Source organism: Paenibacillus antri (assembly GCF_005765165.1).
GTDB lineage: Bacteria > Bacillota > Bacilli > Paenibacillales > YIM-B00363 > Paenibacillus_AE > Paenibacillus_AE antri.
This window is the reverse complement of record NZ_VCIW01000027.1, coordinates 16,386-29,446: the sequence shown is the minus strand read 5'-3', so window position 1 is coordinate 29,446 and position 13,061 is coordinate 16,386. Positions and strand designations below refer to the sequence as shown.

At 56.2% G+C, this 13,061-nt stretch carries 18 protein-coding genes and 1 tRNA gene; 2 read left to right on the top strand and 17 right to left on the bottom strand.

All coding sequences use genetic code 11. The annotated features are described in order from the left end of the window. Window positions 1–15: 15 nt before the first annotated feature. The 5 genes from FE782_RS28210 to rpsF all read right to left on the bottom strand — a co-directional run bounded on the left by FE782_RS28210 (window position 16) and on the right by rpsF (window position 2,597). Window positions 16–948 carry a YybS family protein gene (locus FE782_RS28210; RefSeq protein WP_138197697.1) on the bottom strand — a complete coding sequence of 311 codons (933 nt, stop codon included), beginning with the start codon at window positions 946–948 and terminating at the stop codon, window positions 16–18. Continuing rightward, a complete protein-coding gene (locus tag FE782_RS28205; RefSeq protein ID WP_238392694.1) occupies window positions 949–1,257 on the bottom strand; it encodes a MazG-like family protein in 309 nt (102 codons plus the stop codon). Window positions 1,258–1,412: 155 nt separating this feature from the next. After that, entirely contained in the window at window positions 1,413–1,706 is a 294-nt protein-coding gene (gene rpsR / locus FE782_RS28200; protein ID WP_138197696.1) for a 30S ribosomal protein S18, read from the bottom strand. Window positions 1,707–1,767: 61 nt separating this feature from the next. Next, entirely contained in the window at window positions 1,768–2,271 is a 504-nt protein-coding gene (gene ssb / locus FE782_RS28195; RefSeq protein WP_138197695.1) for a single-stranded DNA-binding protein, read from the bottom strand. A gap of 41 nt (window positions 2,272–2,312) precedes the next feature. Beyond that, the gene (gene rpsF, locus FE782_RS28190) at window positions 2,313–2,597 is read right to left on the bottom strand and encodes a 30S ribosomal protein S6 (RefSeq protein ID WP_138197694.1); all 285 of its coding nucleotides are present in this window, start codon (window positions 2,595–2,597) and stop codon (window positions 2,313–2,315) included. Window positions 2,598–2,792: 195 nt separating this feature from the next. Here rpsF and FE782_RS28185 point away from each other — a divergent pair, with 195 nt between their 5' ends. Next, a complete protein-coding gene (locus FE782_RS28185) occupies window positions 2,793–2,987 on the top strand; it encodes a YjzC family protein (RefSeq protein ID WP_138197693.1) in 195 nt (64 codons plus the stop codon). 281 nt (window positions 2,988–3,268) lie between these two features. Here the strand turns inward: FE782_RS28185 and FE782_RS32460 are convergent, their stop codons facing one another. The 5 genes from FE782_RS32460 to FE782_RS28165 form a co-directional block, all read right to left on the bottom strand. Beyond that, a complete protein-coding gene (locus FE782_RS32460) occupies window positions 3,269–3,418 on the bottom strand; it encodes a hypothetical protein (RefSeq protein WP_158299595.1) in 150 nt (49 codons plus the stop codon). Between the two features lie 139 nt (window positions 3,419–3,557). Then, window positions 3,558–3,648: transfer RNA gene (locus FE782_RS28180), tRNA-Ser, on the bottom strand. Between the two features lie 64 nt (window positions 3,649–3,712). After that, the gene (locus FE782_RS28175) at window positions 3,713–3,937 is read right to left on the bottom strand and encodes a DUF951 domain-containing protein (protein WP_138197692.1); all 225 of its coding nucleotides are present in this window, start codon (window positions 3,935–3,937) and stop codon (window positions 3,713–3,715) included. Window positions 3,938–3,953: 16 nt separating this feature from the next. After that, window positions 3,954–4,832 carry a mechanosensitive ion channel family protein gene (locus tag FE782_RS28170; RefSeq protein ID WP_138197691.1) on the bottom strand — a complete coding sequence of 293 codons (879 nt, stop codon included), beginning with the start codon at window positions 4,830–4,832 and terminating at the stop codon, window positions 3,954–3,956. Between the two features lie 18 nt (window positions 4,833–4,850). Next, window positions 4,851–5,102: a putative Se/S carrier protein gene (locus tag FE782_RS28165; RefSeq protein ID WP_138197690.1), complete on the bottom strand. Its 252-nt coding sequence runs from the start codon at window positions 5,100–5,102 to the stop codon at window positions 4,851–4,853. Between the two features lie 133 nt (window positions 5,103–5,235). On the opposite strand from FE782_RS28165, the gene yyaC reads away from it, so the two are divergent. Then, window positions 5,236–5,853, top strand: a complete 618-nt coding sequence (gene yyaC / locus FE782_RS28160; RefSeq protein ID WP_138197689.1) for a spore protease YyaC — start codon at window positions 5,236–5,238, stop codon at window positions 5,851–5,853. On the opposite strand, the gene FE782_RS28155 is transcribed toward yyaC, so the two are convergent. The 7 genes from FE782_RS28155 to mnmG all read right to left on the bottom strand — a co-directional run bounded on the left by FE782_RS28155 (window position 5,828) and on the right by mnmG (window position 13,054). Then, window positions 5,828–6,325 carry a DUF4446 family protein gene (locus FE782_RS28155; RefSeq protein ID WP_138197688.1) on the bottom strand — a complete coding sequence of 166 codons (498 nt, stop codon included), beginning with the start codon at window positions 6,323–6,325 and terminating at the stop codon, window positions 5,828–5,830. The genes yyaC and FE782_RS28155 overlap by 26 nt on opposite strands. Before the next feature lie 28 nt (window positions 6,326–6,353). Beyond that, a complete protein-coding gene (locus FE782_RS28150; protein ID WP_138197687.1) occupies window positions 6,354–7,517 on the bottom strand; it encodes an aminotransferase class V-fold PLP-dependent enzyme in 1,164 nt (387 codons plus the stop codon). Between the two features lie 78 nt (window positions 7,518–7,595). Beyond that, window positions 7,596–8,450: a ParB/RepB/Spo0J family partition protein gene (locus tag FE782_RS28145; protein ID WP_138197686.1), complete on the bottom strand. Its 855-nt coding sequence runs from the start codon at window positions 8,448–8,450 to the stop codon at window positions 7,596–7,598. Continuing rightward, window positions 8,443–9,204 (bottom strand): ParA family protein, encoded by a 762-nt coding sequence (locus FE782_RS28140; protein WP_138197685.1) that lies wholly within the window; start codon window positions 9,202–9,204, stop codon window positions 8,443–8,445. Before FE782_RS28140 ends, FE782_RS28145 begins: the two co-directional genes overlap by 8 nt. Window positions 9,205–9,312: 108 nt before the next feature. Then, window positions 9,313–10,137 carry a nucleoid occlusion protein gene (noc, locus tag FE782_RS28135; protein WP_138197684.1) on the bottom strand — a complete coding sequence of 275 codons (825 nt, stop codon included), beginning with the start codon at window positions 10,135–10,137 and terminating at the stop codon, window positions 9,313–9,315. A 262-nt stretch (window positions 10,138–10,399) separates the two neighbouring features. Beyond that, complete coding sequence (rsmG, locus tag FE782_RS28130; RefSeq protein WP_138197683.1) at window positions 10,400–11,131, bottom strand: 16S rRNA (guanine(527)-N(7))-methyltransferase RsmG; 732 nt, start codon at window positions 11,129–11,131, stop codon at window positions 10,400–10,402. A 24-nt stretch (window positions 11,132–11,155) separates the two neighbouring features. Continuing rightward, window positions 11,156–13,054, bottom strand: a complete 1,899-nt coding sequence (gene mnmG / locus FE782_RS28125; protein WP_138197682.1) for a tRNA uridine-5-carboxymethylaminomethyl(34) synthesis enzyme MnmG — start codon at window positions 13,052–13,054, stop codon at window positions 11,156–11,158. Window positions 13,055–13,061 lie beyond the last annotated feature (7 nt).

The window sequence follows — 13,061 nt, the reverse complement described above, 5'->3', positions numbered from 1 at the left end:
CCTCCTCCCTACTCGTTAGGATTTACGGAACCGATCCCTGAGCGGGAACGCCGTATCGAAGACGCCGAGCAAGCTGAACGGCATGAACAGAGGGTTGAACAATACGACGGCGACGACGCCGAGCCATGGGATCCACATTTTCCGCTTCGCATGACCGATGAAAAACAAGAACGAGACGCCTTGCACGACGAACGCTAGCATCAAAATCGGAACGATGTTTACGACGATCGTGGACAGGAACGACCCCGGATCGACCGGGACGAACAGCTCGGCGAACAGCGCGATCAAGTAATACCAGACGAACGAACGCGGCAGCTTCCAATCTCGGATCGGGGGAAGCTGAGGAATCGACGCGCCGCGGGTCCGATTCGCGATTCTTCTTGCGATCGTATGCGTCAGCACCGTCAGGAACGTCGACGTCGCGATGAGATAGAACGGAATCATCATCACGCTTAGCTGAATGAACTCGTGCAGCGTCTCGTCGGTGATAATCGAGCTAACATTTTCCGGGAAATACGCCATGCCGTCGCGGATCGTGTCCGCGATCGTCGTCGTCAGGTTGACGCCCATCATCGTAGCGATCAGAATCGTCAGCAAATAGACGGCCAGATAGGCGACGACGCCGGCCGTGATCGATTTCCGGGCGGTCCATCTTCGGCGGTACGCCTCCCCGAGCGCGATGCCCGGAACGAGCGTCGTCAATGCGATGCCGAGGTACGCGATCGCCAGCGAGCCGGACAACGCCGCCCCGACGATCAACGAGACGGCCGAGACGCCGGCGAACCAAGCCCGGTTCGACTTCACGTATAAGAGCACGGCCGGTACCGCTGCGAACCAGACCGTAATAATGAGCAGCGGCGTTAGTAACGAAAGATGTACGAGGAATAACACGATTCCCCAGACGAGGGCATGCTTCTTCAGTGACGCTTGTTCAGCGGACAACCGCATTCACCTTCCATCCAGATGTTTCTCCAAGGAAGACAAGTCCCCATACCATTCTTCCAATTGGTGATGATCTCGTTTATGTGTTTTTAATTTCTCGAGAACGGTATCGTCCAGTTCCCGGTAGCTGACGCCAAGACGTCGAGCCAGTAGATAAGAAGATACGATCAAGCTCGCCAATCCGTCGACGATCTTCGCCTGGCGCCCTTCCCACAAGCCGCGGAACAGCTGCGCCATTTCGTCCAGCATTTCGGTTTTCAGCCATTCGATGATCTTCGCCTTGCGGGCGACGTCCATTTCTTTGCCGTTCGTCATGGTCCTGCTCCTTACCGCCGGCTTTCGTTCAGCCGCTACTGTTTGCATTATAACACAAATCGCATTCGCTTTCGCTCGCTCGCGTCGCTCCGAACACGAAAAGAAGCCGTCCCCAGTCGCATCTGACTGTCGGAACGGCTCCTCGGATTTACATCCTATTCCGTTGTGTAAGGGATCAACGCCATCTGGCGCGAACGCTTGATCGCAACGGTCAATGCGCGCTGGTACTTCGCGGAAGTACCCGTCACGCGCCGCGGCAAAATCTTGCCGCGCTCGCTGATGAACTTCTTCAGCAAGTCTACATCCTTATAGTCGATGTGCTTGATCTTGTTGACCGTGAAGAAGCACACCTTCCGGCGCTTGCCTCCGCGCTTGCCGCGGCCGCCGAATTTACGCTCGCCGCGCTCCGGGCGCTCGCCGCGTTCCGGACGCTCTTGTTGCTCTGCCATGTTCGGTTCAAACTCCTTTCGTCGGAAAATGTTCTATCTTCGCATTGCCTTAAGGTTCACGTTAGAACGGCAAATCGTCGTCGGAGATGTCCACCGGCTTGCCGTCGTCGGCGAACGGGTCGAAGTTTCCGCCGCCCCGTTGGCCGCCGCCGCCGCCGCTTCGGCCGCCGCCTTGATAGCCGCCGCCTCCGCCTTGGTAACCTCCGCCGCCTTGCGGTTCGCGCGCCCCTTCGTCACCTTCGCGGTTCGGGCGCTCCAAGAATCTCACGTTGTCCGCAATGACTTCCGTAACGTAGACGCGCTTGCCTTCGTTATTGTCGTAATTGCGAACTTGGATCCGCCCTTCCACGGCGGCCAACCGGCCCTTGCGCAGATAATTCGCGCACGTCTCCGCCAGCTGTCTCCATACCACGACGGGAATGAAGTCCGCCTCTCTCTCGCCGCCTTGGCTCGAGAACGGTCGGTCGACCGCCAGCGTAAATTGCGCGACGGCCACGCCGGCCGGCGTGTACCGCAGCTCGGGGTCCTTCGTCAATCGGCCGATTAATATGACGCGGTTCAGCAACGCAATCCCTCCTGTAACGGACCTTTACGCCTTGCGGCGCTTTACGCTACGTCTTGTACGATCATGAAACGGATCACTTCGTCCGTAATCCGCATCACGCGATCCAGTTCCTTGACGATTTCCGGCGTAGCTGTGAAATTCACCAGCACGTAGATTCCGTCGCGGTTCTTGTTGATCTCGTACGCAAGACGGCGCTTGCCCATCACGTTGGTCTTCGTCACTTCGCCGCCGTTATTGATAATGCCTTGGAACCGTTCCACGATCGCTTGGACCGCCGCTTCTTCCACGTCGGAACGGACAATGTACATAATCTCGTACTTGCGCATCGATAATTCACCTCCTCTTGGTCTATGGCCCCGCACGAACGCGGAGCAAGGAGCGAGAGCTATAAACTCACACTAAGCTCTAATATACCAAATTCGACAACGCGGGGCAAGCGCCTATTTCCCTCCCCCGCTGGCACATTCCGGGAAACATGTTTCGGACGCCGGTGGATACCCTAATAGACGGGGGTGATGACGATGGGCGAACGGACTCGGTTTCATCCAGGCGACAAGGCGCCGAATAACGGTATCTACATCGAAGTCGGGGAGAACGCCGTGCACATGGGGGTCGAAAACCCGAAGCGCGTCGAGCTGAAGAAAGGCGATAAACTGCCGGATAACGAAAACGGCGATCGCGTCTGGGTCATGGAGACGAAGCGCAATTCTCACTAAGGCGAAAAAGAAGCATGGCCGTGGCGCTCGCGCGTTCCCGGGCATGCTTCTTTTTTCGTTTCATCATTCACGCACGTTAAAAAGGTAAAGGTTAAAGGCCGGAGCAGAAATGGGCCAACCAGCCGGCGAACGCGCCGAGAAAATAAAAAAACGATTCCCACCAAGGTCCCCACTTCGCTGTCGGCCTCGAGTCCGATCGTTCCATTCCAGACTCCTCCCGACTTCGGCGAAAGCCTTCGTAATGGGATATCGTATTCGCGCGAGCCGGGAGAAGTGAATGGTTATCGGTCTTTAATCATTAATTCCTGTTGCTCCCTATAAGAGTTATGACGTTCGGTACGTTTCTTGATCACCTGCTCGGCGTAATTCGGAATATGCTCATACTTGTTGCCGTCGTTTTCCTTATAGGTCCGGTTCGGTTTCCTTGTCATGTCGCTCACCCCCTGCTATTAGGGTCCCCATCGGGGGCGGCGGGCATGCAATCGAGTTCGAGCGCGTGCTGCATACGAAAGTTTCTATCGGCAACAAAAAAAGCCGGCGCCTGTATGGCACCGACTGGCTTCTTATGTATGGCGGAGAGAGTGGGATTCGAACCCACGCACGGCTTGCGCCGCCTAGTTGATTTCGAGTCAACCCCCTTGGGCCTCTTGGGTACCTCTCCGTTTTGCGACGACAGGACTTATCTTATCACAGCTCGGCCGCTTTCGCAATACCTTGTCGACTCGTTATTCCGTCGCCGCTTCGTCCTCTTTCTTCGGCGCCGCGATCAGTACCTTCTTGAACCGCTTCTCGAATTTCGCCCGCGGCACCAAGACGCTGTGCTGGCATCCGCGGCACTTGATGCGGATATCCATCCCCATCCGGATAATCTCCATCTCGTTCGCGCCGCACGGATGCGGCTTCTTCATTAAGACGACGTCGCCCAGCCCGTACGTCTTCGCTTCCGCCATCCCTCTCTCCCCCGTTTCACACCGATCTTTGGAACGTTACGAGCCGCGGATAAGGAATCTCGATTCCTTCCTTCTCGAGGGCCTCCTTAATCGCCGCGTTCATTTGGCGCCCCACGCCGAAGTGCGTCATCGGTTTACACTCGAACGTAACGCGAATGACCACTTCGGATGCGCCGAGCGCTTGCACGCCGAGCACCTCAGGTTCTTTAACCATATTTTCGTTCGACTCGAACACTTCGAGCGCGGTGCGTCGGATGACCTCGGTCGCCTTCTCGATATTCGACTCGTACGCGATCGAGACGTCCGCCACCCCGACGGAGTTGTTGGTCGAGAAGTTCGTCACCTCGAGAATCGCCCCGTTCGGGATAATATGCACTTCGCCGTTCCAGCTCTTGATCCGCGTGACCCGAAGTCCGATTTCCTGAACCGTCCCTTGGAAGTTGCCCGTCTTGATGACGTCCCCCACCGCGAATTGATCTTCGAAAATGATAAAAAACCCCGTGATCACATCCTTCACGAGACTTTGCGCCCCGAACCCGATCGCCAGCCCCATCACTCCGGCGCCCGCGAGAAGCGGGGCGAGATCGACGCCGATTTCCGATAAAATCAGCATAAGCACGATGAAGTTGACGGTATACGACACGACGTTGTTGACGAGCCTGCCGATCGTCTGCGTCCGGCGGGGATCGATTTTCACCGGCCCTCTTCCGTCCGTCTTCCGCTCGATCATCATATGGGTGATCACTCGACCGACGTATCGTACGATGATGCGGCCCGCAACGAAGTAGACCACGATCTTCGCGACGACCCACAACACCGCGATCCACACGTCCGGATCGGTCAGCAGCGCCGTCGTCTCGGTTATAAAATCTACGACTGGTACGCCTTCGCTCATCGAATTCCTCCTTCGCGTCTAGAATTCAATCGTATCATACCCGGATTCTTTTTTTAAGTAGATGCCTCGTACCTCCACCCGCTCTTCCCTAAGGATCGTCTTCACCCGTCCCAAATCCGCCCCGCCGAATCCGATCGACAGCGCGCATCCGGCCGTGATTTCCTTCGGCGTCGGCAGCGTATCGATCTCGATATTGGCGTATTCGAGCAGCATTTCCGTCCGAATCGCCTGCTGCGTGGAATCGAAGGCGATTACGTATTGCTCCGGCATCGCAGAGGCCCCCTTTTTCTATGTAAGACTCTATCGAAAAATCTATGAGCGCGTCCTATGACGCGTATAAAAAACGCCCGCCATCCGTATACTGTTACTACTACAATCATGCTAAGCGATAGGCGGGAGTGCTATGAACTTTTCTATCGGATCTTTCTCGTTCTTGACGAACAAAAAACCGGCGCCCCCGGCGCCCTTGAAGCTTCCGCACACGGATCCGGACGCGGTCGGTCAATTAAGCGACCGGCTTCGCCACATCTTCGCCGCCGTACCGGCGTATCAACCGATCGTCGTCGTCTGCGTCGGCACGGACCGTTCCACGGGCGACGCCCTGGGACCGCTCGTCGGCAGCTCGCTACATAAGCACTCGAACATCCCGGTCTACGGCACTTTGGACGAGCCGGTACATGCCGTCAACTTAACCGATCGGCTCGAAGAAATCCAGCGATCGCACCGCAATCCGTTCATCGTAGCCATCGACGCGTGCCTCGGCCAACTGTCGAGCGTCGGCTGCATTCAAGCGGGCGACGGCCCCGTAAAGCCGGGAGCCGGCGTCAACAAGGAGCTGCCTCCCGTCGGCGATTACCATGTCACGGGCATCGTGAACGTCGGCGGATTCATGGAATATTTCGTCCTTCAGAATACGCGCCTCTCGCTGGTCGTCAACATGGCGGACGTCATCTCCGAATCGATCCGGCTTGCGGCGGAGGAACGCTTCTCCTCCTCTAGAGCTTCGGCTTCGCTTGAGTGATCGCTCGCTTCTCCTCGGGCGTCAACGGATATCCTGACGCCCCGGCCTCCAGCGGCTTCGCATAGACGCGGCTTTCGTCGCGGCTGTGCAGCGCGCTGATCACGACGCCGTCCTCGCGATCGTCCAGGAACGCAACCGAGAAACTCAGGTCGCTCCCCCGATCTTCGAACGGATTGTAGCGAACGACCCCTACGTTGGATTTCATCCGACCCGATTTCGCTTCCAGCTTCTCGATCGCGTGCCCGTGCGCTTCCGTCTTCGACGCCAGCGCGTTCATCCTTTCATGCATCTGTCGCATGACGGATTCCAAATCGGGCATGCCGCTTCCGTCCACGAACGCGTGCAGGCGGCGCTTCAGTCTGCCGATCCGAACGAGAGCGGCGATCCATAATACGAATAATAATACAATTAGTACGGTGCCGGCGGAAATCCACCCCTCAAGCGGCACTTCGAACACAACTGTTTCCCCCATGACGCTTCTCCCCCCGTCGTCTTTGTCTCTAGCCCTTGTTCCGGTAGGATTGCAAGATCTGCTTCATGGATTCAAGGAAATATTCCACATGCTCCGTCGTCGAGAACGCGCCGACGCTCGCTCTCACCGCTCCCGTCGCTTCCGTTCCGGCCGTCCGATGGGCAAGCGGCGTACAATGATATCCGGCTCGGACCGCGATTCGGAAATGTTGGTCCAGGATGAACGACAGCTCGGCGCTGTCGATGTCTTCCGTAACGAATGATACGATTCCCGTCCGTTGCGTTCCGACGCTCGGCCCCAACACGCGCATGCCTCCCATGCGAAGCAATCCTTCCATGAGCCTCTGGGTCAACGTCCATTCCTTAGTATGGATGTTTGCCGGCGTCTCATGCAGGACGAAGTCCAAGCCGGCGCCCAATCCTGCAATTCCCGGACCGTTCTGCGTACCCGATTCGTACCGATCCGGACGGACCGTCGGTTGTCCGATCGCCTCCGATTGACTGCCCGTCCCCCCGACGATGATCGGATCGACCTCCAGCTCCGGCGAGATGTACAACCCTCCTGTTCCTTGCGGACCATACAACGCTTTATGCCCCGGGAACGCCAGCATATCGATGCCCATCCGCGCGACGTCGATTTCGAGCACGCCCGCCGTTTGGGCGGCATCGACGAGCAGCGCCGCGCCGTGCGCCTTCGCGATGCCGCCGATGTCCTCGATCGGCAAGACGCTGCCGAGCAAGTTGGAGCTGTGATTCGCCACGATCAGTCGAGTGTTCGGCTCCATCGCTCTCTTCACGTCCATCGGATCCAGGCTTCCGTCCTCCGACAAGGTTACGTACGTTACTCGAACGCCCTTCTCCGATTTCAGCCATTCGAGCGGACGACGAACGGAATTATGTTCCACCGCCGTGCATACGACGTGATCCCCCGGCTTCACGAACCCGAGGATCGCGGTATTGAGCGCCATCGTCGTATTTAAAGCGAACGCGATATCGTTCGGATTTCGAATGCCGAACAACGTCGCCAGCTTCTTCCTCGTCCGAAACATCGACTTGCTCGCCTCCACCGCCATTCGGTGGCTTCCTCTCCCCGGGTTCGCGCCGTATGCCGCCATCGCTTCGACCATCGCTTCCGCGACGCCCGGCGGCTTCGGCCACGACGACGCGGCGTTGTCGAAATAGTACACGTCCATTCCATCCGCCTCCAAACATGAAATCAGCATACCTGCGATCCTCTCGGATTCGTCGGTATGCTGCATGGCTTTGTTCGCTTATCCTGTATATTTCCCTTGCATGATCTCTAACAATCGCTGCAGGTCGTCGTTCGAGTAATATAGGATTTCGATCTTGCCTTTTTCCTTATTCGACTTAATTTTCACCGTCGTCTTCAAATAATCCCTCAAGTCTTCTTCCAACGCGTGAATGTACGGGTCCCGCTTGATCTTCTTCGGCTTCGGCTGCTTCTTCTGCTGATCCTCCAGCTTCCGAATCGCCTCTTCCAGCTCGCGTACGCTCCATTGTTCGACGATCGTCCGTTCCGTCAATTCAAGGATCGCCTTCTCGTCCTTCATGCCCGCGATTGCGCGCGCATGTCCCATCGACAATGTTCCACGTGAAACATATTCCTTCACCTTCGCAGGCAAGGAAAGCAACCGAAGAAAATTCGCGATGTGCGATCTGGACTTGCCGACCTTCGCCGACAATTCTTCCTGCGTCAACGAGAACGTGTCGATCAAGTTCTGATACGCCAACGCCACTTCCATCGCGTTCAGATCCTCGCGCTGCAAGTTCTCGATCAGCGCGATCTCCATTACTTGTTGGTCGGAAAAATTGCGGACGACCGCAGGAATCGTCGCCAAGCCCGCCTGCTGCGTCGCTCTCCAACGGCGTTCGCCGGCGATAATTTCGTACCCCTTCACTACGGCGCGTACGATGATCGGTTGGATGACGCCATGCTCCTTAATGGAGCCGGCCAAATCGGCGATGCTGTCGTCGTCGAAGTGCTTCCGCGGCTGATACGGATTCGGCCGCAGCTGCGAGACGGATATTTCGAGGATTTTATCGTCTTCTTTGATGTTTAGCGCCGGAATTAACGCATCCAATCCTCTGCCCAATCTCTTATTCAATGGAGATCACTTCCTTTGCAAGCTCCATGTAGACTTCTGCACCCTTCGATCTCGGGTCGTACGTAATGATGGACTGCCCATGGCTGGGCGCCTCGCTTAATCGAACGTTCCTCGGGATGATCGTCTGATACACCTTGTGTTGGAAGTACTTCTTGACCTCTTCGATGACTTGGATGCCTAGATTCGTTCTCGCGTCGAACATCGTCAGCAGCACGCCTTCGATCTGAAGCGACGTGTTCAGATGCTTTTGCACCAAGCGAATCGTGTTGAGCAGTTGGCTTAACCCTTCGAGCGCGTAATACTCGCATTGGATCGGAATGATGACGGAATCGGAGGCCGTGAGCGAATTTACGGTTAAGATGCCGAGCGACGGAGGACAATCGATCAAGATGTAGTCGAACATATGCCGCACGAGCTGGATCGACTTCTTCAGCCGCACCTCGCGGGAAATCGTCGGCACGAGCTCGATCTCGGCGCCGGCCAATTGGATGGTGGCCGGAATCATTTTCAAATTCGGAATGTTCGTATCGACGATCGCGTCTTTCGGGTGAATATCGTTAATTAATACGTCGTAGATACAATATTGGACGTCCGCTTTGTTGACGCCGATCCCGCTCGTCGAATTGCCCTGCGGATCGATATCGATCAACAGCACTCTCTTCCCCAAAGAAGCGAGCGACGCTCCCAGGTTGACCGAGGTCGTCGTCTTGCCGACGCCGCCCTTTTGGTTCGTAATTGCAATGATTTTGGACAACCGTGTTCACCTCAAAACATGAAATCGAACGCAATAACCGTACCCTCGCGCGAACGAGCGAAGAAAAAAGCGGCTTGCGCCGCTATCGACCAGGTGCTGGTATCGTAATTATCGCTTCGGTATTTTAATGATGATTTCGTATCGATCTTCGTAGTCTTGCTCGTCTTTAACGATGTTCATCCCCGTCCCCATGACCATGTCGACGGATTGTCGGATCGTGTTGACCGCAAGTCGGACGTCTTTCGAGAAGGAAATCCGCTTCGGCTTTTTCTCGACGCTCTGGCGAATGGACTCGAGGATGAATTGAATTCGCGTCTCGGTCTGCTTTACGTTCAATTCCTTCGTGACGATATCTTCCAACACCTTGAGCTGCAGCTCCTCCGTCGGCAGCGCAAGCATCGCTCTTGCATGGCGTTCCGTAATCTGACGCTCCAGCAGCGCTTGCTTCACCGGCTCCGACAGATGCAGCAGACGAATTTTGTTGGCGATTGTCGATTGGCTCTTCCCCAGCCGCTGCGCCAAGCTTTCCTGCGTAAGCTGATGAATTTCGATGAGCTTCTGGTACGCGATCGCTTCCTCGATCGAAGTCAACCCTTCGCGCTGCAGATTTTCGATCAATGATATCGACGCCGCTTGCGAATCGTTGAATTCGCGCACGATCGCCGGGATGGTGTCCCACTCCAGCTTCCGTACGGCTCTCCAACGGCGTTCCCCCGCGATCAGCTCATGTCTGCCGTCGCGAACGCGAACGACGATCGGTTGAATGACGCCATGCGTCCGAATCGTCTGGCACAATTCTTCGATGCGCTCGTCGTCAAATACGGATCTTGGCTGATAAGGACTCGGAACGATCGATTCGACCGGAATCATCTTCACTTCTTCGTTCGTCGTCTTCTCCTGCAGCCCAAAAAACCGATTGAATTGTTCCTTCATGTACGTTGCACCATACTTTCGAAATAATGATCGTAAATTACGCGCAAGGTCGATTCAGCGATCACGTATAGAGAGTATTGCGTTCAAACCGCTCGCGAAAACACGACAATAGGCAAAACAAGCCTCCGCCGGAGGGACGGAGACAAGTCACGTTTTTGCCGTAATATTGTTTATTCGATACCCATGTCGAATTTCCTGCTCCTGCGTCGGAAAGAAATTAGATTTCGGACATAAAAATGTTCCACGTGAAACATCTACGCCGTTATCGCGCGCCGAGAAGCGGCATCTTCAACGGGACGCCGGGTTTGCGCGGATATTTGCCCGGCGTCGCCTTCGTCTTCCGAACGACGATCACATGTCTTCCAGACTGCTCCATAGGTAATTCGAAAGCGAAATCCGACTCTACGGCGCCACCAAGCTCTTTGAACGCGAAAGCCGCTTCCTTCAGCTCCTCCCCCGGGTCGGAGCCCTTCATGGCGATGAATACGCCCTGAGGACGGACGAACGGAAGGCAAAACTCCGACAGTACATTCAGGCGGGCGACGGCGCGAGCCGTTACGACATCGTATCGATCGCGATGCGCCTCGAGCCGCGCCGCATCCTCCGCGCGAGCGTGAACGCAATCGACGTCGTTCACGCCCAGTCGCTCCACTAGATGTCGGAGAAACCCGATCCGCTTCTGCAGCGAATCTACGATCGTCACGCGCAAATGCGGAAACGCGATTTTCAACGGAATGCTGGGAAACCCGGCGCCCGAGCCGATATCGGCGATCGAACGAACGTCGTCCAACGGGTGGAAGAACGACAGAGAAATCGAATCGTAGAAGTGTTTGATGTACACTTGCTCCTTCTCCGTAATTCCCGTTAAATTCATCTTCTCGTTCCACTCGACCAGTTCCCGGTAATAGATCTCGAATTGTTCCAGCTGTCGTTCCGTGACGGCTATGCCGCGCTCCGCAAGCAAACCTCGGAACGTCTCTCTAGGGTCGGACATCGCTAACCTCTCTCCCGCCTCGCGTTATCCTCTTGCGGCGGTCACTTTATTGTATTGTTCCAAATAGACGAGCAGGATCGAAAGATCCGCCGGCGTTACGCCGCCGATCCGGGACGCTTGGCCGATCGAGATCGGACGGATTCGACTTAAGTTATGCTTCGCCTCCGTGGCGAGACCATGAACGGCGAAGTAGTCGATATCCTCCGGGATTTTTTTCTTCTCCATCTTCTTCAGCCGTTCGACCTGCTGCAGCTGCTTTTCGATATACCCGACATATTTCAACTGGATCTCGACCTGCTCCTTCATCTCGACATCCAGTTCGTACGGAGACGGACTCATCCGTTCGATATGGGCGTACGAAATTTCCGGTCGTCTGAGGATGGAAGCGGCATCGACCGAATTGTTCAGCAGCACCGAACCCGCTTCCGCAAGCACCGCTTGGACGTGTTCTTCGGGACGAAGCTTCGTCTTATGGAGACGATCGATCTCCTGTTCGACCAACGCTTTCTTCGCCAAATATCGATCGTACCGTTCCTGAGGAATCAATCCGATCTCGTATCCGATATCTGTCAATCGAAGATCGGCGTTGTCGTGACGAAGCAGAAGGCGATATTCCGCGCGCGACGTCAACAGACGGTACGGTTCGCTCGTTCCCTTCGTGACGAGATCGTCGATCAATACGCCGATGTACGCCTGCGAGCGATCCAACACGACCGGATCCTTCCCGAGCACCTTCCGAGCCGCGTTGATGCCGGCCATAATGCCCTGCGCCGCAGCTTCCTCGTACCCGGACGTTCCGTTGATTTGCCCCGCCGTGAACAAGCCCGGCAGACGCTTCGTCTCGAGCGTCGGCCACAGCTGCGTCGGTACGACGGCGTCGTATTCGATCGCGTATCCGGTCCGCATCATCTCCGCCCGCTCCATGCCGGGAATCGAACGCAAAATCCGAAGCTGCACGTCCTCCGGCATGCTCGTGGACAAGCCCTGCACGTAATATTCGGACGTATACCGGCCTTCCGGCTCCAGAAACAACTGATGCTTCGGCTTATCCGCGAATCGAACGATCTTATCCTCGATCGAAGGGCAATATTTCGGTCCCGTACCTTCGATCGCCCCCGAAAACATCGGCGCCCGATGCAGATTGGAGTTGATGATTTCGTGCGTCTCTCCCGACGTGTACGTCAACCAGCACGGCAATTGCGGATCCGACGGTTGTTTGACGTCGTCGTACGAGAAAGTCTTCGGCTCGTTATCGCCCGGTTGAATCTCCATCTTTTCGAAATCGATCGAATCCTTATGCACACGCGGCGGCGTTCCGGTCTTGAACCGCACGAGATCGAAGCCCAGTTCTTTCAGATGCTTCGCCAGTCCGACGGACGGCTGCTGATTGTTCGGGCCGCTCTCGTACATCAACTCCCCGATAATGACCTTCCCGCGCAAATACGTGCCCGTCGTCAAGACGACGGTTTTCGCCCGATATTCGGCGCCGGTCTTCGTCACGCAGCCGCGGCATACGCCGTCTTCGACGATGAGCTTCTCCGCCATGCCCTGACGAAGCGTCAAGTTCGGCGTCTTCTCGATCGTTTCCTTCATCGTATGCTGGTATAGGAACTTATCCGCCTGCGCGCGAAGCGCGTGAACCGCCGGACCCTTCCCCGTGTTCAGCATCCGCATCTGAATATATGTCTTATCGATGTTGCGTCCCATCTCGCCGCCGAGCGCGTCGATCTCTCGAACGACATGCCCTTTGGCCGGACCTCCGATCGACGGATTGCATGGCATGAAAGCCACCATATCGAGATTGATCGTAAGCAGCAGCGTATCGCAGCCCATCCGCGCGGACGCGAGCGCCGCTTCGCAGCCCGCATGGCCGGCCCCGATCACGATGACGTCGAATTCGCCCGCTGCATAACCTGTGGTCATAACCCTA

Bases quoted from the DNA above. Each gene is read 5' to 3' on its own strand.
- FE782_RS28165 (WP_138197690.1), bottom strand. From the start codon at position 5,102: ATGCCGGAGCAATACGTAATCGCCTTCGATTCCACGCAGCAGGCGATT.
- rsmG (WP_138197683.1), bottom strand. From the start codon at position 11,131: ATGTCCGACCCTAGAGAGACGTTCCGAGGTTTGCTTGCGGAGCGCGGC.
- noc (WP_138197684.1), bottom strand. From the start codon at position 10,137: ATGAAGGAACAATTCAATCGGTTTTTTGGGCTGCAGGAGAAGACGACG.
- yyaC (WP_138197689.1), top strand. From the start codon at position 5,236: ATGAACTTTTCTATCGGATCTTTCTCGTTCTTGACGAACAAAAAACCG.
- FE782_RS28210 (WP_138197697.1), bottom strand. From the start codon at position 948: ATGCGGTTGTCCGCTGAACAAGCGTCACTGAAGAAGCATGCCCTCGTC.
- FE782_RS28185 (WP_138197693.1), top strand. From the start codon at position 2,793: ATGGGCGAACGGACTCGGTTTCATCCAGGCGACAAGGCGCCGAATAAC.
- FE782_RS28150 (WP_138197687.1), bottom strand. From the start codon at position 7,517: ATGGACGTGTACTATTTCGACAACGCCGCGTCGTCGTGGCCGAAGCCG.
- rpsR (WP_138197696.1), bottom strand. From the start codon at position 1,706: ATGGCAGAGCAACAAGAGCGTCCGGAACGCGGCGAGCGCCCGGAGCGC.
- FE782_RS28175 (WP_138197692.1), bottom strand. From the start codon at position 3,937: ATGGCGGAAGCGAAGACGTACGGGCTGGGCGACGTCGTCTTAATGAAG.
- FE782_RS28205 (WP_238392694.1), bottom strand. From the start codon at position 1,257: ATGACGAACGGCAAAGAAATGGACGTCGCCCGCAAGGCGAAGATCATC.
- rpsF (WP_138197694.1), bottom strand. From the start codon at position 2,597: ATGCGCAAGTACGAGATTATGTACATTGTCCGTTCCGACGTGGAAGAA.
- FE782_RS32460 (WP_158299595.1), bottom strand. From the start codon at position 3,418: ATGACAAGGAAACCGAACCGGACCTATAAGGAAAACGACGGCAACAAG.
- mnmG (WP_138197682.1), bottom strand. From the start codon at position 13,054: ATGACCACAGGTTATGCAGCGGGCGAATTCGACGTCATCGTGATCGGG.
- FE782_RS28170 (WP_138197691.1), bottom strand. From the start codon at position 4,832: ATGAGCGAAGGCGTACCAGTCGTAGATTTTATAACCGAGACGACGGCG.
- FE782_RS28155 (WP_138197688.1), bottom strand. From the start codon at position 6,325: ATGGGGGAAACAGTTGTGTTCGAAGTGCCGCTTGAGGGGTGGATTTCC.